The organism is Chitinophaga sp. MM2321 (genome assembly GCF_964033635.1).
In the GTDB taxonomy this organism is placed as follows: domain Bacteria; phylum Bacteroidota; class Bacteroidia; order Chitinophagales; family Chitinophagaceae; genus Chitinophaga.
This window is the reverse complement of the sequence record NZ_OZ035533.1, coordinates 5130668-5155536: the sequence shown is the minus strand read 5'-3', so window position 1 is coordinate 5155536 and position 24869 is coordinate 5130668. Positions and strand designations below refer to the sequence as shown.

Genomic DNA, 24869 nt, shown 5'->3' with positions numbered 1-24869 from the left:
CAAATCTGGTAGGAAAATGAAACGATATCTCAGCTTTTTACTCTTGTTCAATTTATATGCATTGCTTGCAACAGCACAGCAAACGGGTACTTTTTCCGGTCAGGTACTGGATAATAGATCAGCTCCCATAGCCGGCGCGGTAGTACGGTTATTGAATACAAATAGTCAGACCAATACAGATATAAACGGACATTTCAGTTTGGGCAAACTGGCCGCTGGCGCCTATAACGTGGAGATTTCCGCCGAAGGCAGCGCCACGATCAATCAAATAATTAATGTACCCCAACAGGTGGCATCGCCCGTATTCAAACTGGCAGCAGCCAATGTTCAGCTGGATGAAATCATTGTAACCGCACAGAAAACGGAAGAAGAATTACAGCAGGTGCCGGTCAGCATTACTGCTATTTCGGCTGCACAGGTACGGGAATACGGCTTACAGAATATCAAGGATATTACCGCCATTGTACCAAACCTCTATTCTGCAAATCCCGGCGATAACAGGAATGTAACGTCTATCCGGGGCATCACCACTACTTCTTATGATCCTGCTGTAACCACTTATGTGGACGGTGTAAACCAGTTTGGCCTGGATACTTACATCAGCCAGTTGCTGGACATAGAACGCATAGAAGTATTACGCGGGCCACAGGGCATGCTTTATGGTCGTAACGCGATGGGTGGCGTTATTAATATCATTACCAGGAAACCGGATAATTCAATCCGCGGATTTGCCCGTGCAGATGTGGGTGAATATGGCCAGCAGCGTTATAGCCTGGGCGTAAGCGCCCCGCTGATAAAGAACAGGTTGTTCTTCGGCGTATCCGGGTTATATGCGAAACAGAATGGTTTTTATATCAATGATTTTAATGGCAAACGGTTTGACCGCCAGGAAAATATCATGGGTAATTATTACCTGAAATATCTTTCCCTTTCCGGTCTGTCTGTAATCCTCAATGTGAAAAATAACGAAAACCGGAACGATGGAACTTTCCCGCTGGCATCGAGTATGGAAGAAGCTTTAACGCATCCGTTCAGGGTGAACCAGGATGCAGTGACCCGCATGACGGATAATCTTTTCAACGCATCACTTTCTATTAATCAGGCGGGAGATAAAGTTAATTTCAGTTCACAAACAGCCTACCAATCCAATTACCGCTTTTATAAAGATCCGATAGACGGAGATTTTTCGCCACTTGATGCTATCTCGATTGTCAACAATTTTGGGAAAGATTTTAATAAAGTGAAAGTGGTATCCCAGGAATTCAGGTTGATGTCTGCAGCGGCGGAATCACCTTTTAAATGGTCGGCAGGCGCATATGGTTTTTACCAGGACAACCCGGTGAAACAGGCCATCCGCTTTGGAAAGGACGCATTACTCACCGGTGCACCAGACACAGATTTCTCGCTCATCAGCACCAGCAAGGGAAAAGGTTACGGGATGGCAGTGTACGCACAGGGCACCTATACACTGGCAAAGAAATGGGCACTGACACTGGGCACGCGGTATGATTATGAGCATAAGCAACTCAATGTGCTGGGTGAATATGAAAAAGGAAATGACCTATTTGCCACAAGACCGGATACCTCCGGCAGCGCAGGATTCAATGCTTTTTCCCCGCATGCAGGGCTGCAATATTTTGCTTCCGGTAATACCAGTTTATTTGTCACCTATAGCCGCGGTTTCAGAGCTGGTGGTTTAACACCGCTCTCCTCTGACCCTACCGGTGAACCACCATTATTTCCCTATCAACCGGAATACAGCAATAATTTTGAAGTGGGCGCTAAGAACAGGTTGCTGGATGATCGCCTGAGCATCAACATCTCTGCTTTCTATACCAAAGTGAATAACGCACAGGTACCTACGCTCATTCTTCCGGACGCAGTAAATATTACCCGGAATACCGGTAGCTTAACAAGCAAAGGCGCTGAACTGGAAGTAGCAGCAAAACCAGTGAAAGATTTCACAGTAGCCTATAATTTTGGTTTTACCAATGCAAAATTTGATAGGTTGAAGATTTCGCAGAACGGTGCCGAAGTTGATCTTGGCGGGAAATATCAGATCTATACACCGAAAGTAACTTCTATGCTCGCCCTGCAATATGAATATGCACCGTGCAAAACGAAGAAACTGAAGATCCGTGCCCGTGGCGAATGGAGATACCTTGACAAGCAATATTTCGACCTGGCTAATACCCTCGCACAACCTGCCTATAGTTTGTTGAACGCCAACCTGGGTCTTATCACCAAACAATATGAAATCATCTGCTGGATCAGGAACCTGACGGATAAACGATACATTGATTATGCGTATGATTTCGGCGCCGCTCATCTGGGCAATCCAAGAAATATAGGCGTTACCGTAAACATAAGGTTAAGCACGTTATAATTCTTGTTAAGCAAGGGGTATTTTTATCACACAATTACGCATAAGTTTAGTACATCTTTTAGTATGTAATTCAAACTTATGTTCAAACCATTTATTCAAACTGTTGCAGTCTCTTTTTTCCTGCTGTCAGGCGCGCTGTTTACAACGCAGGCAGTTCACGCGATACCCGTTACTGTAAGAGATACCACGCTTCCGGTTAAAAAAGTTGTTACCGAAAATGATGGTTCGCTCTTGCTGTCTGCAGAAGCAGGTTACGCGATCGGCCCTTCTATTAAATACATGCCGGAATGGAAAGCTTTCGGATGGTTCCGGTCAGCAGACAGGGTAGAATGGGATGTTACCATAAATAAGAAGGGTACATATGACGTTTACCTGGAATGGTCCGTTTCAGATGAAGATGCCGGTAAACCATTTATAGTACAGGCCGGCAAACGGCAGCTAAAGGCATTGACCGGTAAAAGCGGTTCATGGGAAACATTTACCAGCAAAAAGGTAGGAATTATTCGTTTATCAGCCGGTAGTCAGAAAGTGATTTTCAAAGCTGCTACTGCATTTAAAGAAGGTGCACTACTGGATTTGCGGGAAATCAGGCTGGTTCCCGTTAAATAAGATCAGTGGGTTAATTCCATGATAGTTCCTGCAAAGAACAAGACATTTTTATGTATTTGTTTGATTAAGTTTAGAAAAGATTACCAGCATTATTTTATCAACCGTGTGAACATTAAAATTTAAAAAGACACCAATTTTTAAGGACTTTAAGGGGATGCATCATTAAACCGGGTTTCTACCAAAATATCCCGGTAAATAATAAGCGTCAATTATCAATCATTCTTTTCGGCAACGAGGTACCCCATCACTGTGGCCTACGTCTGCTCAAGGCACTGTATGCGTAATAATCAACTAATTTTTTTTAAATCTCCTGTAATATGAAATTATTTTACTTTTCTACAATAGCCTGTTTGCTATGCCTGTTCTCGGGATATACAACAGCGAATGCGCAGGATAAGATAATCAAGGGGACTGTTCAGGATGAGAACAGTGATCCCCTCCCCAACTGCGCGGTCAGGGTAAAAGGTACACAGATCGGGGTGCATTCCGATGCAGCTGGAAATTTCAGTATTACGGTTCCGAAAGAACGGAACGTACTGGTCTTTTCTTTTATGGGCATGAAAACGGTGGAAGTATCCGTTACTGTCTCCACTACTATGACCATTAAAATGCAGTCTTCCCAGAGTGCACTCGATGAAGTGGTAGTCATTGGTTATGGTACCGTGAAACGCCGTGACCTTACGGGTTCTGTATCTTCTGTTTCGGGGGAAGACCTGAGAAAGGGTGCACCCGTAGACGTTATATCCGCTCTTCAGGGCAGGGCAGCCGGCGTAATGGTGAAAGCCAATGATGGTGCACCGGGCGCTGGTCTGAACATTCAGATCAGGGGCGCCAACTCCTTCAGCAGCAGCAATCCTTTATATGTAATTGACGGAATACCCTTTGGTGGCAGCAATGGTTCCAACACACCATCTTCCAGTGGAGGAAGCCTCCAACGGGTGAATGCACTTGCTGCCATTAACCCCAACGATATTGAATCTATCGAGATTTTAAAGGATGCTTCGGCTACCGCTATTTATGGATCGAGAGGGGCAAACGGTGTGGTGATCATCACTACCAAAAGAGGAAAGGTTGGTCCTGATAAAGTGGAATATGCTGGTAACATCAGTTCCAGTCAGCCTACGAAGAAACTGAAAGTACTGGACGCCTATCAATTTGCCCTCATGAGAAATGAAGGACAAAGAACCGCGAATACATTGGCCGGTACCAGTGAACAATTACCTTTTGATGGGGAAATGCATTTCTATCCTATTGCCAATTCATTCATCAGGGCCCCGTTGCCGGAAGAATTTATTGGTAAAGGTGTCAACTGGCAGGACATTATTTTCAAAAAAGCGATGACCAATAATCATACGGTAACCGTTTCCGGTGGCTCCGCAGCAGGTAATCACCTGTTGTCCCTTTCCTATGTGAATCAACAAGGGATCATCATAGGTTCGCAATATGAAAAATTAACGCTGCGTACTAACCTGAACAGGAATATCAAAGATTGGCTGGTAATAGGTACCAATATCCTCTTCTCCAGCGAGACCAATGATTTCGTGAAAACAAATACGAACGATAATACTTTCGCGGCAGGCGTGACCCGCTCTGCGCTTACTTATCCGCCAACAGTAGCCGTGATCGATACTGTGACGAATACAGAAACGCAGATCGCCAATCTTGTTAATCCTTACCTGTACACTGCGCAGATGTACAACAAAGTGAAAAGTACTTCCATCTTTACCTCTTCTTATTTTGAAGCTACTTTAATGAAGGGGCTGAAGTTCAGGCAGAACTTCGGTTATGGCCTGTTCAATGGTAAGAGGGATGAATATATTCCGACGGTAGTCAGCATAGCAGATAAAGGCATTGCTTTTGTGTCTCAGGATTCATGGACCGCTGTCACTTCAGAAAGTGTGTTGAACTACCTGAAAACATTTAATACAAAACATAACCTGGGCGCTACGCTGGGTAGTACTTTTGAAAAATGGGTGTCTGAATCCAGGTATAATAAAGTGACTAACTTTCCTTCGGATGTCTTCCTGACCAATAATTTCGGTGCTGCTACCGGTATTCCCATCATCGGAAATGGTAAAGGCCAGTCTACTTTATCCTCCGTGCTGGGAAGGGTTAACTATAATTATGATCAGCGTTATTTCGTGACTGTGAGCTATCGTGCAGATGGTTCCAGTAAATTTTCAAAGAATAATAAATGGGCTTACTTTCCTTCCGCCGGTTTCTCCTGGAACATCAAAAATGAAAGTTTCCTGAAAACATCCAAATCAGTGGATGAGCTGAAATTGCGCCTGAGTTACGGCAAAACCGGTAACCAGGCGATCGGCTCTTATTCTACACAGAATAAGCTGACTCCTTCTTTGTACCCTATGGATGGTGCGCTTACTTCCGGTTTTGCTGATAACCAACCGGGTAACGACAACCTGAAATGGGAAACAACAGACCAGTACGATGCAGGAATAGACCTCGGATTTATGAATAACAGGCTGGGTTTTACCGTGGATTATTATTTCAAGAGAACAAATGATCTGTTGCAATCCATCATCATTCCGGGTAGTTCCGGTTTCACTTCCAAAAAGGTGAATTCAGGTGCTATCGAAAACAAGGGCCTGGAAATAAGTGTAAGAGGTGTACCGGTGACCAACAAAAATTTCTCCTGGAATGTGTCTGGTAACATCTCCTTCAATCGTAACAAGATCATTGCGCTTACAGATGGTACAACGGAACAATTTGCCGGTGCATTGGATTACAGAGCTTCCAGTGTTCCGTTTATCCAGAAGATCGGTTATCCTATTGGAACGCTGTACGGCAGGGTAGAAGAAGGAATTTACAGGAACGAAGCAGAAGTAAGATCAGTACCTCAGAATGCTGGCCTGACGGATGCCGCTATTAAAGCACTGATAGGTGAGGTCCATTATGCAGATCTGAACGGTGATGGTATAGTAGATGATAACGACAGAAAGATCATCGGTGATGTAAATCCTGATTTCTTCTTCGGGATCAATAATGATTTCAAATACAAAAAATTCGATCTGAATATTTTTATCAATGGTGTAGTGGGTGGAGATGTTATCAACATGAACAACACTTTCCTCAATGATATAGGTACCATGTACAATACCACACAGGAAGTGTGGGATAACCGCTGGACACCGGAGAATTGGGAGCATGCCAAATATCCGAAAGCATGGACTACCTATACCCGTAACTTTTATATCACGAAAAGATTTTTTGAAAGCGGCACCTTCTTACGCCTGCGGAACGTCGTACTGGGTTACACGTATGACTTCCCGAAATTTAAGTCAATAGACAGAGTGCGGCTCTATGTGAGTGCCACCAATTTGTTGACGATCACACAATATAAAGGCTTTGATCCTGACGTGAATGCTTATGGCGACGACCCTGCAAGACGCGGGGTGGATTTTGGATCTTATCCTACTTCTAAAACCTGGAACGTGGGTGTTCAGGTTACCTTTTAAATCAAGTCCGTTCTTCTTAAATCTGTACTCATGAAAAAAAGGATTATTCTATTAATAGCAGGATCACTCGCTGTTTTTACATCCTGTAAGAAAGAGCTGATTGAAAAATCATACGATTTCCTGGTTCCTTCTTCTTTCTATAAAACGGAAGCAGATGCTAATGCAGCTATCATCGGCGTTTATAATACACTGTTGTCAAATGGTTTCTACGGAAACTTCTGGCAATATGAAAATGATTCTGACCATGCCTCCGGACCATCCTGGTTTTTCGGTCATACCGGGCAGGGTAACTTCCTCGGTTTCTGGGGAACAGATACACCCTGGAATGATCGTTATGTGATGATCTCCCGGACAAATTCCGTACTGGAAAATGTTGGAGGTATGAATATCTCGGAAGATGTAAAGCAACGTGTATTAGGTGAAGCCTATTTCTTCCGTGCCTTTGCTTATTTCGATCTCGTAAGATTGTATGGCGGCGTACCACTGCACCTGCATACCGTGGCTTCCGGCGTGGAACCTGCTTCTATGCCCCGCGCTTCCGTAACAGAAGTATACGCGCAGATTATTGCGGACCTGAAACAGGCCGAAACGATGCTTTTCCCATATAAAGATCCCAAATCCGGCGGTCTCGGGCATGTAACAAAAGACGGTGCTTCCCTGTTGTTGGCCAAAGCTTATGCTACCATGGCATCCGGGGCTTTAAACGGGGTTACCATCTATGTATGGACAGAACGTATTGCCGATGGCGATAACCGGTCCTACGCCAATTATCCTTTTGTTAAAAAAGTAGTGGCCGGACTCGAAGGTGTAAACAGCGAAGAATATTTCAAACTGGCCATGGAAAAAAGTGCGGAAGTAATTGCGACCAGCGGCCGCACCTTATTCCCCAGCTTCATGGATAACTTCAAACTGTCTAACAAACACCGTGAAGAGAATATGCTGATGGCTGAATTCTTTGGCGCTTCTCTTACAGAAGGTGCGCTGGTACAGGTGTATAGCGGATTCCAGTTGTATGGTCCTGCTACCGGTGGCGGATGGTGCTGGGCAACAAAAGCGTTTTATAATAACTATCTCAACGAAGGTATCAAACAGGATGAAAGGGCGCTGTATGGTATTAATCACCGGCCGGACATCCTCGGTAAATTCTATTTCCCCCAACAGGACCTGGAATATGCTACGGATGGATATAGCTGGCGTAAAGAAGAAGATAAAGCCTATACCACCAAGTATGATGATGTAGCGCAAAAGGTATTGGGCGCCGGTAATGCACGGTATCCCATCATGCGCCTGGCAGATGCTTACCTGATCAATGCGGAAGCCAATAACGAATTAGGCCACTCAGGGGATGCTTATACTTCGCTGAATGCTATACGCAGACGCGCTAAAACACTGGATGCCCCTGGAGGGATGAACAAGGATGCACTCCGCTCTTTTATACTTGAAGAGAGAGGCAGGGAATTCCTCTTTGAAAGCAACCGGCGTTACGACCTGCTGCGTTGGGGCATTTATCTGGGTGTCATGAATTTTATGAATGTAGACAGGTTCAATATCGTAAAGGCCAGGGACAACCGGTCACAGTTATTACCTATCCCGCTTTCTGAAATCAATTCAAATACCACCATGGAGGTGAATAACCCCGGTTGGTAATGGTACACAATATCATTCCATCATTAATACAGCACAGCATGAAAAGGAATACTATATTTTTGATCGCTATACTGTTACTGGCCACATTTGTTTCCTGTAAAAAGGAAACAAATGAGGTGGCTGGGACACCCAGCATTTCCAGGGTCGCACTTTCCGTGGACCAAAATGCTGATCTCTCCAATGGTGATATCAACCAATGGATCGTTATTATCGGGGCTAATCTGAAAGGCGCCACCACTGTGTTCTTCAGCGACCTGGAAGTGGTGCAGAAAGACATCTATTCCACAGATTCTTCCTTAACAGTAAAGATTCCAAGACAGATACCTGCACAGGTTACCAATAAAATTACCGTGGTAACACCGGGTGGTACGGCCAGTTATGATTTTGTACTGAATACACCTCCCTTCACTTTTATAGGTTTAAAAAATGAATTTACACCAGAAGGAGATACCCTCGTGATCCTCGGTGATTTCTTCGACCTGTATTTTAAAGAAGAAGGAACCGTGGTAACTTTTACCGGTGGTAAAACCGCCAACCTGGCGGGTTTTAGCGCCAGCTACATGAAAGTAGTGGTGCCTGCCGGTGCTGGTGTAGGTCCGCTTACCATTAAAGGTCCTGAACCTTTAAACTCCGAAATCGTCACCAACAGCAGCTGGTATAAAGACAACCGCAACCAGATCATCAATCAGCCGATACTGGTGCCTGCTACCGGCCTGATAACATCCAGCCCGGATTTTCCGAAAAATCCTGCACCGTTTTTTATAAAAAGTGGCCCTTATGCCGCCTGGGGATGGGATGCTTTTTTCTCGACCTATATCGATTATCCAGCTGCAGCGAAAGGTGCTAACAGGTCTGATTACGTACTGAAATTTGAAATGAATACGAAGCAACCTATTACAAAAGGAGATATCATATTCAACATAGGCCCCAGCAATTATTACCGCTGGCCTTATAATTATTTCGGACCAACACTGGATACCAAAGGGGAATGGGTAACCATGGCACTTCCTATGAGCCTGGTGGGACATCCGGATGATGATAACTCTTATATCAGCCTGATATACTCTGATGGTGAGTCAAGGGAAAGCAACTACGCCATGTGCAATTTCAGGGTAGTGCCCAAAAATTAACACTATAATTTTTTTATGAAGAGAAGAATATTTGCCGAAGAATTCACCGCGAAACAGACTGCTGCTCTTTTGCTTGCTATACTGATGGTTGGTGCAGGCTGTAACAGTAAATCAGGATTGCAAGCGGGATTAACACCGGAAGAAGCGTTAAAAACATTTGAACTGGAACCGGGGTTCAAGATAGAATTGGTGGCCAGCGAGCCGCTGGTAGCCGATCCTACGGATATGGAGATTGATGAATACGGCAGGATGTACGTGGTGGAAATGCACGGATACCCGCTGGATCAGAGCGGTACCGGTAAAGTGAAATTACTGACCGATGAAGATGGGGATGGAAAGATGGATAAAAGTACCGTATTCGCAGATGGACTAAATCTGCCCAACAGCTTAATGCGTTGGAAGAAAGGTATTGTCGTAACAGATTCCCCCAACCTTTTATATTTTGAAGATACTGACGGAGATGGCAAGGCAGATGTACGCGATACACTGCTGACCGGCTTCGCATTATCCAATCCGCAACATAATGTAAACAGCCCTGTGTATGGATTGGATAACTGGATCTATTTAGGGCATGAAGGAGCTGTGGCAACGAGGGATTACAAAGAGGAATTCGGAGATCAGGGCCGGGAAATTATGTTCCCGGCTCATCCGGATGCGCCCCGGTTGTCAAAGAATGCAGATGGTCGTACCGTCCGCTTCCGCCCCGATCAGCGCCTGCTGGAAACGACTTCCAGCAACACACAGTTTGGGCATACGTTCGATGCCTGGGGCCGGCGGTTGCTGGTAAGCAATGCCAATCACGTCTTCCAGGAAGTGATAGCGGCTACTTACCTTAACCGTAATCCTGATCAGGCGGTACCAAATGCTACACAGTCCATTTCTGATCATGCGGATGCCTGTGAAGTATTTCCTACCACCAAAAATCCACAGAACCAACTGCTCACAGATGCAGGCGTCATCACTTCTGCCTGTGGTATCACTACTTATCTTGGCGGCGCTTTCCCCGATGCTTATAATAATAACGACATCACTTTTGTAGCGGAACCGGTGAGTAACCTGGTACACGTTGACAGGTTGAAAGATCATGGCGCCAGCTTTATAGCCAGCCGCCTGCAGGCAAGAAAAGAATTTCTTACCTCTACAGATGCCTGGTTCCGTCCTGTAAATATTTATATAGGACCGGATGGCGCGCTATACATAGTAGACTACTACCGCCAGATCATTGAACACCCCGAATGGATGGGCGATGATGTGATCAAATCCGGTGAGCTTTATAATGGTACCGATAAAGGACGTATCTATCGTATTTCAAGAACAGATGCAAAACCAACCGACTGGACGAAAAACCTGAAACTCGGTGATGCTTCCAATGAAGAATTGACCAAAGAACTGGCTAATCCGAATATCTGGTGGAGAATGAATGCACAACGTCTGCTCGTGGATCGTGCAGATAAAGCCGCTGTGCCTGCGCTGGCACAAATGGCGCGGAATACTGCGTCTCCTTTTGGTCGCCTCCATGCCCTGTGGGCACTGGAAGGTATGGGAGCCCTTACACCGGACCTCATCTTACAGTCATTGAAAGACTCCGTTGCAGGTGTACGGGAAAATGCCATCAAACTGGCAGAACTGCATTTATCAGCGGCGCCTGAATTGGCCAAAGCATTGCTACCCTTACAAAATGACAACAATGTAAAAGTGCGTTTCCAATTACTTTGTACCCTCGGATTTATCAATACACCCGAAGCTGCTGCGGTAAGGAATAAATTGTTGTTACAGGATGTGGAAGATAAATGGGTGCAGATCGCGGCTTTGTCTGCTTCTGCTTCTCAAACAGCTTCCCTGTTAAATGTAGTGATGGAAAAATTCAAACCGGATGTTCCTGCCTATGCATCGCTGATTCAGCGCCTTGCTACGATGGTGGGCACCGGCGGCGATCCGAAAATTATCCGTACACTGGTGGAGAAGTCAACAAAAGCAGGGTCCAAAGAACAGGGCATCTGGCAGGCAGCTGTGCTGGAAGGGATTGCACAGGGATTGAAAACATTGACTTCGGTATATGAAGGAGAACAGGCATTGTTGATCAATACCAGTTTTGAACATCCTTCCGGTCAAGTGAGAAAAGCGGCTTTCCGTTTATTAAAGACAATTGGTGTACCGGATGAAAAGCAGGCTGCTACAGCCGTACAAAGAGCGGTTGCGATTATCGGTAACCGTAGTTTACCGGATGATAAACGCGCTGAAGCAGTAGATTTTATTACGTTACGTAATCCTGCACCACATGTTGATCTCTTAAAAGGACTGATCGTTCCACAGGAACAATTATCGATACAACTCGCGGCATTGCGCACACTCGGCGCTATACCCGATCTTTCTGTATGTAATTATTTATTGAAACAATGGGAAGTACTCACCCCTGCTTTACAGGATGCCTCTCTTGGCCTGTTCATGGCCAATACAGAGCGATCTGCTTTATTGCTGGGCGCCATTGAATCCGGCAAAGTATTGCCAACAAGCCTGGGCTGGCCCCGTACACAACAATTGCTGGGTCATCCTGATTCAACGATCCGTAGCCGTGCCAAACCTTTGTTTGTAAAAAGCGATAACGTAGCTCTGAGTAAAGAATATGAGCAGTCGCTGGAACTAAAAGGAGATATAGAAAAAGGAAGAATAGTATTTGCCGATAACTGCGCGCTTTGCCATCAATTGCGCGGTGCCAATGGAATCAGCTATGGGCCGGATCTCGGCACTGTGCACAACTGGTCAGCCAAAGCAATCATGGATAACCTGCTGGCGCCACAATTATCTATCTCTCCCGGCTTTGATCTCTGGACAGTGGAATTGAATGGCGGAGAATCGTTGCAAGGGATCATGTCCTCTGAAACACCTACCACCATTACCTTACGCACTGCACCGGGGGTAGAAAAAAATATCCTCCGTAAGGATATCGTTGTGTTGAGAGCTATGAATATGTCCGCTATGCCGCCAGGTCTTGAAAAGAAAATCAACAAGCAGGAAATGGCAGACCTGCTTACATTCCTTAAAGAAAACTAACGATAATAGAATAAGCGATGATATTGAATAAAAGTATAAGCATTTTCCTGGTAGCAACTACACTGCTACTGGGAAATGATGCTTTCTCCCAGCAACAATTCCGCGCTTCTGTGGTAAAGAAGAACATCACACCTTCCAACTCCCAGCAACTGCTCGGTTACCAGGCGCGGAAATCCACTAGCATACATGATAGCATTTATCACCGTATTGTGGCCATGGATGATGGTATAACTCAATTCTACCTCATTTCTACAGACATCTGTATTCTCTCTCCCTATCAATATGATAAAACCACTGCCCGCCTTAAAAAAGAACTGGGCATTGATCCGCTGAGTGTATGGTGGACCACCACACATACACACTCCGCCCCTGAATTCGGGCCACCTGATGTTACCCAGGTGTTCATGGCCGAAAGATATCTGCATGCATTCGATACGGTGTATACAGATATGACAGAACAACTACTGATAGATGGTGTGAGAGAAGCACAAAAGAACTTAAAACCAGCACGCCTCGGCACAGGCTGGGGATACTCACAGGCAAACATCAACCGCCGTGCACAGAACATGGATGGGAAATCCTCTCTTGGTATGGACCCGGACGGGCCGGTGGACCGCCGCATAGGCATGATCCGTATCGACAATGCCGATGGTTCCCTGCTGGCTACTATTGCTAATTATGCCATGCACGGTACCGTGCTGGGTGGCAACAACATGGCCATCAGCGGAGATGTGCAGGGAATTGTATCCGAATATGTAGAAAAGCAATCGGGCGCGCCCATGTTATATATTAACGGTGCTGCCGGCAACCTGGCGCCACTGTACAGCGGTATCAACACATCCGTACTCACGCAGTTCAATGTTATGCTAGGTGATAAGATCCTGGATGCCAACAAAAAGATCGTCACCTCTCCCGACATTACGCTGAACGTAGGTGCACTCACGGTAGAAACACCAAGGCGCAAGGATATGGGCTGGCCTGTGAATATGGCCAAATACACGCGCACCACCAAAGCTGGTGTGAATATGGTATTACTTCCCATCCGCTTTTTCAAGATCAATGATGATGTGGCTATCTGGAACGCTCCGCTGGAACTGTTCTGCGAAATATCTAATGAAATAAGAGATCGTTCTCCTTTTCCGTTCACCTTCTATTTTGGATATGCCAACGGATGGATGGGATACTTACTCTCGGAGAAAGAATGGGAACGTGGGGGCTATGAGCCAACCGTGTCATCCTTTACGCCGGCTGCTGACAGTGATTTGAAAGAAGCTGTAGTTACTTATCTCAAAGGAGAAATGCTGCAACTCGCTCCCCGTACTAAAGGGAAAAAAAGTAAGCGTTGATGAAAAGCAGACATACCCGCTATTTATTCAAGGGAAGAATTAAGTACAATTAATGATTATAAAAAGAAGATTTTATTTCACGTTACTGTTATGTTTCACCAGTGTATATCCTGCCATTGCGCAGGATATTGCTGTATTCAGTAACTGGACAACCACGGAGTTAGTTAAAGGCGGAAGGATCGATGCCATACGTGCACTGGAAGGGCCGGTAGTACTCTGTGCCACCCGTGGGCAAAACAGGGGGATGTTATTTATCAGTGAAAACTACGGACGTAGCTGGAAATTTCTGGCGAAGCCTACAACATCCGAAATTACCTGCATAGGGGAAACCGGTAACCGGCGCGAGTTTTATATCCTCACCGGCAATGCGGAAGTACTTGGTACAAAGGATGGTGGCCGGTCCTGGAAAAAACTCACTACACTGACTACCAATAAAAACCGCGATGGTGCACAAGCAGCCTATGCAATTTTTTATACGGTGAAAGGTACCCTTCTGGTGACAGACACCGATTCGGACGGCGGACATATCTACCGTTCAGTCGACAAAGGCAACACCTGGACCGACCTCGGAAAAATCGGCGACAATGCATTATACCGTCTGGAAAAAACAGCGGACGGGGTGATCGTAAATGGCTTTGATGGCAACGTATATAAAAGTACAGATGATGGGCTTAACTGGAGAAAAACAGGCTCGCTCAGCACCTCCGCCTTATTCGCAACCACTTCTTTGAGTGGGGCTGCGTTACTGCAGGCGGATCAGGCAGGCAATATTTACAATAGCCGTGATCACGGTAATAGCTGGCATAAGACCGGCATGTTGAACGGTGCGGCGGATGATTTTATTCATGCCGGAGAAGGGGTGGTATACTATTCAACGTACACAGATAAACGATCCGTGTACGTTTCATTAAATTACGGAAAAGACTGGCAGGACATCGGCCCCGTTCCAACAAAAGCCGAAGGCGATTGGTTGGATCATGGGATTAGTATGGATACAAAAGATTCTGTTGTTATACTGGCAGGAACCGGCAAAGGGTTTATGATCCGGAATGTGATCGATAAAAAAACGATGTATGCCAGGGCGGCAAAAGATTCTATTATACCAAGGCGTAATCCCCGGGTGTTGTACACCGGGGCAAAGAACCTGCTGCCGAATGCATCCTTTGAAGCGGGACCAGCAGGCTGGTCTTCCATGGGAAAATATACCGGTTGGGGAGGAGACCTGGTGGGTCTTTACGGCGATGTCGTGAGCGATGAAGCCCACGATGGAAAACATAGTTTGCGGATTGAACTCGGACCCGGAAAAACCCCGGTTACTTTTTACGATGTATGGCCTATAGCTCGTAATGTACAGAATGCCCCGCTGGCAGCCAACATTGGTTGGGTGAATGCCATCCCCGGAAACGAATATACGCTGTCCGCCTGGATGCGTGCTGACCGCGCCGGCGTTCCAGCAAAACTGCTTTTCTCCCGTGGTCTCGAACCAAGCTTGGGCTACCATCCTACGCAGGTGTCAAAGGAAGTGGTGCTGACCGAAAAATGGGCACGTTATAGCTTCACCGTTACTGCCATAGAGCAGGACCTGTACGTGGCCGTTGGACCTAATCTGTTGCGGGATGATGATGAAGCAGTGGTATGGATAGATGCCATACAACTGGAGCAGGGGGCAAAAGCTACTTCGTTTGTTATAAATGAAGCCGTGGAATTGGGTGTCAGCTCCAAGGCGTTCGGCAATATTTTTCATACTCCTTCAGCCGCGAAAGTTTGGTTGGTAGCAGCTAATCGTACAAAACGCCCGGTGACCGTTCCGGTAACGGCGGAGATCAGTGATTATTTTGGAAAGCAGGTATCTGCTGTTACCAAAAATATCCGGATCAGCGGAGGTAGCTCGCAGGAAATGGAGTGGCCGCTTGCTTTAACAGACAATGGATATTACCAGGTGAAATTCTCCTGGCGTTTTAATAACTTGGATCAAGAACGTATCCTCCGCATGGCCGTAATAGACCCTTATAACAGCCCGCATGCTGCTTTTGGCATTAATCACGCCCCCACCACAAAGGAGGCGGGTAAAGCATTGCACCAGGCAGGCGTTACCTGGGCGCGTAACTGGTCTATCAACTGGGGATTACTGGAACCGGTAAAAGGACAACTGTCCTTCGCGCCTGCCGACGAGCAGGTAGACCGGGAACAGGCGGAAGGCTATAATGTACTTGCGCTGATGCCACCATTGCCCGCTCCCGCATGGGGTTCTACTGCGCCCGATTCGGTGAAGAATGTTGGTTGGCAGCGGATGTCTTATATGCCCAAAGAACGTGCGGGCCTTATGGATTTTATCAGTAAAGCAATTGGACATTATAAGTCAAGGATTCGATATTTTGAATTTCTGAATGAACCGGTGTGGACACAATTCTGTCTGCCGAACGAGGCATATAAACTTCCCGGTGCAGCTTATGTTCCCGAAGATTATATTGGGTTATTGGAAGAAGCTTACCTCGTGATGAAAAAGGCAGATCCCACCTGCCAGGTTATCGGAGGATTCAGTGCAGAACCCTGGCGCTATATGAAAACATTTTTTGATGCCGGTGGTATGAAGAGTATAGATATCCTCAACATTCATAACTATGGTATGCTGAGAACACCGGAATCGTTTATCCATGAAATGGATACGCTGCTGGCGCAAATGGAGCGGCAGGGTCCCCGTAAGCCGATATGGATTACGGAGTATTCCTATTATGCAGCAGACAACCTGCCCTGGAGCCCCTGGGTAGCACCGCCACATCACTCCTCCGCTAATCTTTTGCTTTCCAATGAAAAGCAATGTGCCGACTGGTCCATTCGTTATAACGCCATCATGCTGGCCCGTGGCGTAGAGAAAATATTCTATCACCAGGGAGGGGAAGGATTTGTAAACGATGCATCACCGCACCTGGAATTCGCATTGCTGGGAGAAGGCGGGGAACCTCGCAAACTGTATCCCGCACAGGCGGTAATGGCAAAGATGATAGGCCCTGATTTTAAGTATGCCGCCGCCATTGAAAAAGATAGTGTACAAGGATATTCTTTTCAGTGTGGTAATAAGGCCGTACTGATTGCCTGGGTTACAGAAAAAGAAACCCGTCAACTGAGCCTTGACATACCGGAAGGCGTGAAGGCTTACAACATCATGGGAGCGCCGATCAGGACCGGTAATAAAATCGCGCTGGACATCTCTCCCGTATATCTTGTATCTGATTCGCTATCTGCAACTGCATTGGCGCAATCCTGTAATATAAAAAGTAACTGATGGAAAGATTAACGATAATCGGCTGTGGTACCATGGGGCATTCTATTGCCTTGAATGCCGCCTGGGCGGGGATTTCCGTGCAACTGCATGGTATCAGTCAAAGTGATCTCAGACTCGCCGACGCCGGCATCCAGTCAAAGCTGGATGTGCTGATAAAAAATGAACTGTTACAGGAAACAGATCGCGCGGTGATCATGAACCGGATCCAGGTGACTACTTCGGTGAAGGATGCGGTGAGCACAGCCACCTTTGTGATTGAAGCGATCCCTGAAAATATGGAACTGAAACAGGAGCTTTTCAAACACCTCGATACCCTTTGCGATGATACTGTGATCCTGGCCAGTAATACCTCCGGGCTTAGTCCGGCTGCCATTGCCAGCGTAATGCAATATCCGCAACGGTTTGTGGTGACGCATTTCTGGAACCCTGCACACCTCACCCCCCTGGTAGAAGTACTCCGTCATGAAAAAACAACGGATGCTGTGATGGAACGTGTACTGACCCTGTTAGACCAGATGCATAAAAAAACGATTGAAGTAAAAAAAGAAATCCCCGGGTTTGTAGGCAATCGCCTGCAAGCTGCTTTGCTCAGGGAAGCGCAATTCCTGCTGGAAGAAGGCGTAGCCTCTAAAGAAGATATTGATGCTGCTGTTGTTTATGGTATTGGCCGCCGGCTGCCGGTTACCGGTCCGCTTGCTTCTGCCGATATGGGCGGACTGGATATTTTTGCAGCTATTTCAGATTACCTGTTCCAGGATCTCAGTAATGCTACCGGCGCATTCCCTACTTTAAAAAAATTAGTGGCAGCGCAAAAATTCGGTATTAAATCCGGTGAAGGCTATTACCAATGGAATACTGCTTTTGCGGAGATGATGAATACCAAAAGAGAGACTGAATTAATCCGCTTTATGAAAGCAGATCTTAAATAATTATTTATGGACATCATCATTATATTACTGGCGTTATTATTCCTGATGTTTGTTGCCTACAGGGGTTTCAGCGTGATCTTGTTTGCACCGGTAGCCGCGTTGTTTGCCGTATTAATGACCAGTCCTGACCATGTGCCTGTTTTTTTCTCTGGCATCTTCATGGAAAAAGTAGCGGGGTTTATCAAACTGTATTTTCCCGTTTTTTTATTGGGCGCCATCTTTGGTAAAGTGATTGAAATGTCAGGCTTCGCAACATCTATTACGCGGGCTATTATCAATGTGATCGGGGAAAACAAATCAATGCTCGCTATTGTATTTGTGGGGGCGGTACTGACGTATGGCGGCGTGTCGCTTTTCGTAGTGGCGTTTGCGTTATATCCGTTTGCAGCAGAATTATTCAAAGCAGCAGACATTCCCAAGCGGCTGATCCCGGGCACGATTGCACTGGGTGCATTTACTTTCACCATGGATGCTTTACCGGGGTCGCCACAGATCCAGAATATCATTCCCACCACCTTCTTTAAAACTGATACCTGGGCAGCGCCCTGGCTGGGGCTGATCGGGAGTATTTTTATAGGCATCATCGGGATGTCTTATCTCGAATGGCGGAGAAGAAAAGCCCGGAAAAAAGGAGAGGGGTACGGTGATACATCAGGTTCCGGAACAACGGAAGTAAACCATGAAAAGTTGCCGCCTGCATTACTCGCCATCTTGCCTTTATTACTGGTAGGTATCTGCAATAAGATATTTACCGTACTGATTACCCGGCATTATGGATTGAGCTTTGATTTTACCAGCATCGGCATCAGTAATGTGGCGCCTGTTGAAATACCAAAACTGGCGGCCATTTGGGCCGTAGAAGCGGCACTGCTGGCAGGGATAACATTGGTTTTGCTGACTTCTTTCAAACGGATAAAAACAAATTTTAAATCCGGTATTAATATTTCCATTAGCGGCGCGTTGCTGGCCACTTTAAACACGGCATCGGAATATGGTTTCGGCGGCGTTATCGCCGCTTTGCCAGGGTTCCGGCATATCAATACGGGGCTGGCATCTGCCATCAAAGATCCGCTGGTAAATGAAGCGGTAACCACTACTGCGCTGGCTGGTATTACCGGCTCCGCTTCCGGTGGTATGAGCATTGCATTGGCCACCATGAGCGAAACCTACCTGGCGCAGGCCGCGAAAGCAGGCATCAGCCCGGAAGTATTACACCGGGTGGCTGCGATGGCCAGCGGTGGTATGGACACCCTGCCACATAATGGCGCAGTCATCACATTGCTGGCGGTAACAGGATTGACGCATAAACAATCTTATATCGATATTTTTGTGATGACCCTTATCAAAACGATGGCCGTATTCCTGGTTATCGCGCTCTATTATCTTACCGGAATTGTATAAATATGAAAAAGCGAACAGTACTTATAACTGGCAGTACCAGCGGGATCGGGCTGGGTATCGCCAACGGGTTTGCCCGGAAAGGCTATAATATTATTTTCAACGGTCTTGAAAAGAATGGCGCGGCCATCGCAGCAGAGGTGGCAACATTCCACCAGGTGGAGCATCTTTACTCACCTGCCAATATGCTTGATCCGGCATCCCTGAGATCACTGGTACAGGAAGCAGCGGCGCAATTCGGAACGGTTGACGTGTTAATCAATAATGCCGGTATTCAACATGTATCTCCCATAGAAGATTTTCCGGAAGATAAATGGAATGATATTATTGCTATCAACCTCACATCCGCCTTTCACCTGATCAAGGCAGCATGGCCGCTTATGAAGGCGCAGCAATTCGGGCGGATCATCAATATTGCTTCGGCACACGGACTATTCGCCTCCGAATTTAAAAGTGCATACGTGGCAGCCAAACACGGATTGATCGGTCTTACCAAAACCATCGCCCTGGAAGGTGCGCCGCATAACATTACCTGCAACGCTATTTGCCCGGGTTATGTAAAAACACCACTGGTAGAAAAACAGGTAGCAGACCAGGCAAAAGCACACCACCTCCCTGAAAACGAAGTAGCGGCAAATATTTTCCTGGCCAAACAGGCCGTTAAATCCTTTGTGCCGGTAGAAGTGATCGCAGACACGGCCCTGCTCTTTGCATCGGAAGGAGCCACCACCATCACCGGCGTTGCATTACCTGTGGACGGTGGCTGGTCTGCACAATGATTCAGTATAGCTAAATAAAAAGTATGATCAATAAAGTTGTTGCAAATGTAACCGAAGCCATCAAAGATATCAGCGACGGTATGACGCTCCTGATCGGGGGATTCGGGTTATGTGGCATTCCGGAAAACTGCATTGCTGCACTCGTGAAGAAAAGGGTCAGTGGTCTTACCTGTATTTCCAACAATGCCGGTGTAGATGGTTTTGGGATCGGAATGCTGTTGGAAAACCGCCAGGTAAAAAAAATGATCGCTTCTTACGTGGGTGAAAATGCGGAATTTGAACGCCAGCTGTTGAGCGGAGAATTAGAAGTAGAGCTCATCCCGCAGGGTACTTTGGCTACCCGTTGTATGGCCGCCGGTTACGGCATGCCGGCTATTTTTACCCCCGCAGGTGTAGGCACTGAAGTGGCGGACGGTAAAGAAATCAGGAACTTTTCAGGAAAAGATTACCTCATGGAATATGCTTTCGATGCAGATTTTGCCATCGTAAAAGCATGGAAAGGTGATACAACCGGTAACCTTATATTCAGGTCTACCGCCCGGAACTTCAACCCACTGATGGCCATGGCAGGTAAGATCACCATTGCGGAAGTAGAACATCTCGTACCGGTGGGTACACTTGATCCGGATCAGATTCATACGCCCGGCATTTATGTACACCGGATTTTCCAGGGAGATAAATATGAAAAACGTATTGAACAGCGAACTACAAGATGATAGATAAAACAGGTATTGCGAAACGGATCGCAAAAGAAATAAAGGACAACTCTTATGTAAATCTCGGTATCGGGATACCCACGCTGGTGGCGAATTACATTCCTAAAGGGATGAACGTGGTACTACAGTCAGAGAACGGCCTGCTAGGCATGGGACCTTTCCCTTTCGCCGGAGAAGAAGACCCCGACCTGATTAATGCAGGCAAACAAACCGTTACCACTTTACCGGGATCTGTGATATTTGATTCTGCCATGAGTTTCGGAATGATCCGCTCACAGAAAGTAGACCTCACCATTTTAGGCGCCATGGAAGTCGCTGAAAACGGCGATATCGCCAACTGGAAAATTCCGGGGAAAATGGTCAAAGGCATGGGTGGTGCAATGGACCTGGTGGCATCAGCAAAAAATATCATTGTTGCGATGCAGCATGTCAACAAAGCTGGGGAGAGTAAACTCTTACACCGCTGTACCCTTCCTTTAACCGGTGTAAGATGTGTAAAAAAGATCGTCACGGAATTAGCGGTGCTCGATATTTTACCGGAAGGTGGTTTCCGGTTATTGGAGCGTGCGCCCGGTGTTACCGTAGAAATGATCAGAGCCGCTACAGCGGGCAGGCTGATCGTGGAAGGGGATATTCCTGAAATGCAGTTAGATTGATTTTTATGAAAGATGTATATATTATGTCGGCAGTACGTACGCCGATCGGAAGTTTTGGCGGAAGCCTCGCTTCATTTACTGCACCCGCGCTGGGAGGCATTGTTATTAAAGCGGCGGTAGTACGGATAAATATAGACCCCGCACTCGTACAGGAAGTTTTTATGGGCCATGTATTGTCTGCCAATACAGGGCAGGCGCCGGCTACACAGGCTGCAAAACTGGCTGGTCTGCCTGACTTGCCTGCTACAGCTGTCAATAAAGTTTGTGCTTCCGGAATGAAAGCGATCATGCTGGGCGCACAGAGTATCGCATTGGGTCAGCAGGAAACTGTTGTGGCGGGTGGCATGGAAAGCATGAGCAATGTTCCCTATTACCTCGATAAAGCCCGGAATGGCTACCGGTTAGGCCATGATAAGATCGTTGATGGTTTGATCAAAGACGGCCTGTGGGATGTTTACCACGATTATCATATGGGCGTAGCGGCAGAACTGTGTGCGGAAACCTTCAACATAAGCCGTGAAGCGCAGGATGCATATGCTATTTCCTCCTATCGGCGCGCACAGGAAGCACAGATAGCCGGGAAGTTTGATGCAGAAATAGTGGAGGTAGGGGTGAAGGAAGATGAAGAGATTAAAAATGTAAAATTCGAAAAGATCCCTCACCTGCGGGCTGTATTTAAAGCAGGAGGTACTGTTACCGCCGCCAACGCCTCTTCCCTGAGCGATGGGGCCGCCGCCTTGGTATTGATGAGCAAAGAACAGGCGGACAGATCTGGCCTGAAACCCATGGCCCGCATACTATCCTATGCCGATGCACAACAGGCCCCTGAATGGTTTACAACCGCCCCCGCGAAAGCCATTGCCCTCGCACTTAAAAATGCTGCGCTTACTGCCAGCCAGGTAGACTACTACGAGATCAATGAAGCCTTTGCTGTGGTAGCACTGGCCAACAATAAATTGTCGGACCTGGATGCTGATAAAGTAAACGTGAATGGAGGAGCTGTCGCTTTAGGACATCCGCTGGGCGCCTCCGGTGCCCGGATCATCACTACTTTACTGCATGTGCTGCAACAACGGCGTGGCAGAATAGGCGTGGCCGCTATCTGCAATGGTGGTGGTGGCGCAAGTGCTATCGTGGTGGAATACTGTTATCCTTAACTGCTTTTTATCAGGTATTGCGCTAATGCCTTGATCGCGTTTTTGGCGCTTCCTGCATTTGTTCATAACATACTTCAATTCTCTCCCCAGCTATCATCTGCCCGGATGATCTTATTGTTAATATATTTACCCCTGTAAGCACGCAAATGCTGAAGGGAATTGAGTTTCACGTCAATGATCTTTATTCCTTTTGTTTTAAAATGTGTGTCTGTACTATAATTTAGCACCCGTACTACGTTGCTACAATTTTTTGTTATAGTTTGTGATGGATATTTAAACTCATTAATTCATTGTCGACCAGGCATACTTACGAGGAAAAGGAGCTACTACAACGGGTATCAGAAGGTGATGAATCGGCCTTCACGGCCCTTTTTAGTCAATATTCAACCTCGCTGGGGGCATTAGCCAATAAAGTACTCCAGGATGAAGCTGCAAAACAGGATGTATTACAGGAAGTATTTATCAAGTTATGGTTGCACCGCGATCAGCTACCAGAGGTCCATTTCTTACGGGCATGGTTAAAAAAGATAACGCTCAACGAATCGCTGATATACATCCGGAAAAATGCGGCTTATGACAAACGTCTGTCTGCCTTAACATTCCATGAATATATAGAAAATGGGGCCCTGCAATCCCTCGGGGTCAAAGAACTGCAGCAGCGTGTTGGTGAATTTATTAAGCGCATGCCCGAACAACGGAGAACTATCTTTGAACTGAATCGGATAGAAGGTCTTTCCACCATGGAAATAGCAGCAAAAATGAATTTGTCTTACGGGCATGTCAGAAATTCATTGAGTATCGCCGTTAAAAGCATCCGGGAGCACCTGGAATTAGTTGTTTATTTGACCGTTTTATTCCTGGCATTGCGGTTTTAAGCCGGTTTCCCACTTTTTTTAAAAAAATATGGCTACCGGGCATGACAATGCTGCTATCAGTTGCATCTTTATAAAGGAACATGGATCAACCAAAAACATATCACTTAGTCCGGAAATTTATAGCAGGTCAGTTGAGCCCTCTGGAGCAACAGGAATTTTATTCCTTGTTGCAGGATGAGGAGTACTCCGCTGAGATGATAGCCGCATTGGAAACCCTGACCGGAGATGTATATACGGCGGATGTTATGGACGAAACCTTGCTGCCCTTATTGCAGCGGGCTACCCAAACAGACAAGCCGCATCCGTTGCAGGTAGTATCACCTGTACGCATACATCGTTTGCATTTTCTGCGTGGATGGGGCTGGGCGGCTGCATCTATTATGGTATTGTTTTCAGCCGGAATTTATTTCTGGTGGCAACATAGCAGGGATCATATACCGGTAAAGGACACCAGTTACCTGGCAATAGATATTGCCCCGGGTACCAACAAAGCCATTCTTAACCTGGCGGACGGTTCTTCTGTTACACTTGATAGTGCAGGTAACCAGACGATCACACAGGGCGCCACCACCATCAAGCAATCAGGTGGCCAGTTAGTGTATGATGTACATGATGGCAACACGGCCGTTAGTTATAATAACCTGGTTACACCGCGTGGCGGCAATTTCAGGGTGCAGTTGCCGGATGGGTCCATGGTATGGCTGAATGCAGCTTCTTCTTTACGCTACCCCACTGCCTTTAAAGGAAAGGAACGTAGGGTGGAGCTTACAGGCGAAGCCTACTTTGAAGTGGTGAAGAATGCGGAAATGCCTTTCCGGGTAACTGTGAAGGACCGGATGGAAATTGAAGTGCTGGGAACCAGCTTTAATATAAATGCCTATACGGAGGAAAATAGCCTGAACGCAACATTACTGGAAGGTGGTGTGCGGGTGCTTCCTCTTCATACAAACGAAATGGCGGTAATCCTGGACCCAGGCCAGCAAGCACAGATCAGACCATCCGAAAAAATGAAAGTAGTCAGCAATGTTGACGTTGAAAAGATCATGGCCTGGAAGAACGGACTGTTCAATTTTGAAAATGCCAGCCTGCAGGAAGTGATGCAGCAGTTGGAAAGGTGGTACAACATTGAGGTGGTATATGAAAAAGGTATTCCGGAGATGAATTTTGGTGGAGAGGTCAGCAAAAATGTAAGTTTGGCCGGACTGCTTAACGGATTGGGAAAAGCAGGCGTCCATTTCCGGATAGAAGAGGGCCGGCGGTTGATCGTAATGCCCTGACCGGCTAAATGTGTTTTGTTCATCATTAAAAATCCTTAACCATGAGAACGAAGAATCTGTAGTTTTTTATTGATCAGCTGAAAAAAAAAGCCGGAAATGGTGAAGCACTTCCGGCAAGACATTCGGTTGAAGAAAATCTCGTCTTTCACAACAA

Annotated in this window: 16 protein-coding genes; all 16 read left to right on the top strand. The window is 46.5% G+C overall.

Features of this window, described 5'->3' with window-relative positions:
• The first annotated feature begins 16 nt into the window (after nucleotides 1-16).
• The 16 genes from ABQ275_RS20010 (at nucleotide 17) to ABQ275_RS19935 (ending at nucleotide 24715) form a co-directional block, all read left to right on the top strand.
• Nucleotides 17-2386, top strand: a complete 2370-nt coding sequence (locus ABQ275_RS20010) for a TonB-dependent receptor (RefSeq protein ID WP_349314922.1) — start codon at nucleotides 17-19, stop codon at nucleotides 2384-2386.
• Nucleotides 2387-2464: 78 nt separating this feature from the next.
• Nucleotides 2465-2995 carry a hypothetical protein gene (locus ABQ275_RS20005; protein ID WP_349314921.1) on the top strand — a complete coding sequence of 177 codons (531 nt, stop codon included), beginning with the start codon at nucleotides 2465-2467 and terminating at the stop codon, nucleotides 2993-2995.
• Nucleotides 2996-3312: 317 nt separating this feature from the next.
• A complete protein-coding gene (locus tag ABQ275_RS20000; RefSeq protein WP_349314920.1) occupies nucleotides 3313-6471 on the top strand; it encodes a TonB-dependent receptor in 3159 nt (1052 codons plus the stop codon).
• Between the two features lie 30 nt (nucleotides 6472-6501).
• Complete coding sequence (locus ABQ275_RS19995; RefSeq protein WP_349314919.1) at nucleotides 6502-8118, top strand: RagB/SusD family nutrient uptake outer membrane protein; 1617 nt, start codon at nucleotides 6502-6504, stop codon at nucleotides 8116-8118.
• Between the two features lie 38 nt (nucleotides 8119-8156).
• The gene (locus ABQ275_RS19990) at nucleotides 8157-9248 is read left to right on the top strand and encodes a glycan-binding surface protein (RefSeq protein WP_349314918.1); all 1092 of its coding nucleotides are present in this window, start codon (nucleotides 8157-8159) and stop codon (nucleotides 9246-9248) included.
• Between the two features lie 15 nt (nucleotides 9249-9263).
• On the top strand, nucleotides 9264-12299 hold the full coding sequence (locus ABQ275_RS19985; RefSeq protein WP_349314917.1) for a PVC-type heme-binding CxxCH protein: 3036 nt from the start codon (nucleotides 9264-9266) through the stop codon (nucleotides 12297-12299).
• A 17-nt stretch (nucleotides 12300-12316) separates the two neighbouring features.
• Nucleotides 12317-13645, top strand: coding sequence for a neutral/alkaline non-lysosomal ceramidase N-terminal domain-containing protein (locus ABQ275_RS19980; RefSeq protein ID WP_349314916.1), 1329 nt, complete (start codon nucleotides 12317-12319; stop codon nucleotides 13643-13645).
• Nucleotides 13646-13697: 52 nt separating this feature from the next.
• Complete coding sequence (locus ABQ275_RS19975; RefSeq protein ID WP_349314915.1) at nucleotides 13698-16928, top strand: glycosyl hydrolase; 3231 nt, start codon at nucleotides 13698-13700, stop codon at nucleotides 16926-16928.
• Entirely contained in the window at nucleotides 16928-17857 is a 930-nt protein-coding gene (locus ABQ275_RS19970; protein ID WP_349314914.1) for a 3-hydroxyacyl-CoA dehydrogenase NAD-binding domain-containing protein, read from the top strand. The genes ABQ275_RS19975 and ABQ275_RS19970 overlap by 1 nt, the downstream gene beginning before the upstream one ends.
• A 6-nt stretch (nucleotides 17858-17863) precedes the next feature.
• Nucleotides 17864-19258, top strand: coding sequence for a GntP family permease (locus tag ABQ275_RS19965; RefSeq protein WP_349314913.1), 1395 nt, complete (start codon nucleotides 17864-17866; stop codon nucleotides 19256-19258).
• Between the two features lie 2 nt (nucleotides 19259-19260).
• Nucleotides 19261-20034 (top strand): 3-hydroxybutyrate dehydrogenase, encoded by a 774-nt coding sequence (locus ABQ275_RS19960; RefSeq protein WP_349314912.1) that lies wholly within the window; start codon nucleotides 19261-19263, stop codon nucleotides 20032-20034.
• A gap of 23 nt (nucleotides 20035-20057) precedes the next feature.
• Nucleotides 20058-20750: a CoA transferase subunit A gene (locus tag ABQ275_RS19955; RefSeq protein WP_349314911.1), complete on the top strand. Its 693-nt coding sequence runs from the start codon at nucleotides 20058-20060 to the stop codon at nucleotides 20748-20750.
• On the top strand, nucleotides 20747-21406 hold the full coding sequence (locus tag ABQ275_RS19950; RefSeq protein ID WP_349314910.1) for a 3-oxoacid CoA-transferase subunit B: 660 nt from the start codon (nucleotides 20747-20749) through the stop codon (nucleotides 21404-21406). The genes ABQ275_RS19955 and ABQ275_RS19950 overlap by 4 nt, the downstream gene beginning before the upstream one ends.
• Before the next feature lie 5 nt (nucleotides 21407-21411).
• The gene (locus tag ABQ275_RS19945) at nucleotides 21412-22563 is read left to right on the top strand and encodes an acetyl-CoA C-acyltransferase (RefSeq protein ID WP_349314909.1); all 1152 of its coding nucleotides are present in this window, start codon (nucleotides 21412-21414) and stop codon (nucleotides 22561-22563) included.
• Nucleotides 22564-22853: 290 nt separating this feature from the next.
• On the top strand, nucleotides 22854-23438 hold the full coding sequence (locus tag ABQ275_RS19940; protein ID WP_349314908.1) for a sigma-70 family RNA polymerase sigma factor: 585 nt from the start codon (nucleotides 22854-22856) through the stop codon (nucleotides 23436-23438).
• 80 nt (nucleotides 23439-23518) lie between these two features.
• Nucleotides 23519-24715, top strand: coding sequence for a FecR domain-containing protein (locus ABQ275_RS19935; RefSeq protein WP_349314907.1), 1197 nt, complete (start codon nucleotides 23519-23521; stop codon nucleotides 24713-24715).
• The last annotated feature ends 154 nt before the right edge of the window (nucleotides 24716-24869 follow it).

What these genes read in the sequence shown, in the direction of transcription:
- ABQ275_RS19975 (WP_349314915.1), top strand. Translation starts at nt 13,698, where the DNA reads ATGATTATAAAAAGAAGATTTTATTTCACGTTACTGTTATGTTTCACC.
- ABQ275_RS20010 (WP_349314922.1), top strand. Translation starts at nt 17, where the DNA reads ATGAAACGATATCTCAGCTTTTTACTCTTGTTCAATTTATATGCATTG.
- ABQ275_RS19935 (WP_349314907.1), top strand. Translation starts at nt 23,519, where the DNA reads ATGGATCAACCAAAAACATATCACTTAGTCCGGAAATTTATAGCAGGT.
- ABQ275_RS20005 (WP_349314921.1), top strand. Translation starts at nt 2,465, where the DNA reads ATGTTCAAACCATTTATTCAAACTGTTGCAGTCTCTTTTTTCCTGCTG.
- ABQ275_RS19945 (WP_349314909.1), top strand. Translation starts at nt 21,412, where the DNA reads ATGAAAGATGTATATATTATGTCGGCAGTACGTACGCCGATCGGAAGT.
- ABQ275_RS20000 (WP_349314920.1), top strand. Translation starts at nt 3,313, where the DNA reads ATGAAATTATTTTACTTTTCTACAATAGCCTGTTTGCTATGCCTGTTC.
- ABQ275_RS19955 (WP_349314911.1), top strand. Translation starts at nt 20,058, where the DNA reads ATGATCAATAAAGTTGTTGCAAATGTAACCGAAGCCATCAAAGATATC.
- ABQ275_RS19995 (WP_349314919.1), top strand. Translation starts at nt 6,502, where the DNA reads ATGAAAAAAAGGATTATTCTATTAATAGCAGGATCACTCGCTGTTTTT.
- ABQ275_RS19985 (WP_349314917.1), top strand. Translation starts at nt 9,264, where the DNA reads ATGAAGAGAAGAATATTTGCCGAAGAATTCACCGCGAAACAGACTGCT.
- ABQ275_RS19960 (WP_349314912.1), top strand. Translation starts at nt 19,261, where the DNA reads ATGAAAAAGCGAACAGTACTTATAACTGGCAGTACCAGCGGGATCGGG.
- ABQ275_RS19980 (WP_349314916.1), top strand. Translation starts at nt 12,317, where the DNA reads ATGATATTGAATAAAAGTATAAGCATTTTCCTGGTAGCAACTACACTG.
- ABQ275_RS19950 (WP_349314910.1), top strand. Translation starts at nt 20,747, where the DNA reads ATGATAGATAAAACAGGTATTGCGAAACGGATCGCAAAAGAAATAAAG.
- ABQ275_RS19970 (WP_349314914.1), top strand. Translation starts at nt 16,928, where the DNA reads ATGGAAAGATTAACGATAATCGGCTGTGGTACCATGGGGCATTCTATT.
- ABQ275_RS19990 (WP_349314918.1), top strand. Translation starts at nt 8,157, where the DNA reads ATGAAAAGGAATACTATATTTTTGATCGCTATACTGTTACTGGCCACA.
- ABQ275_RS19965 (WP_349314913.1), top strand. Translation starts at nt 17,864, where the DNA reads ATGGACATCATCATTATATTACTGGCGTTATTATTCCTGATGTTTGTT.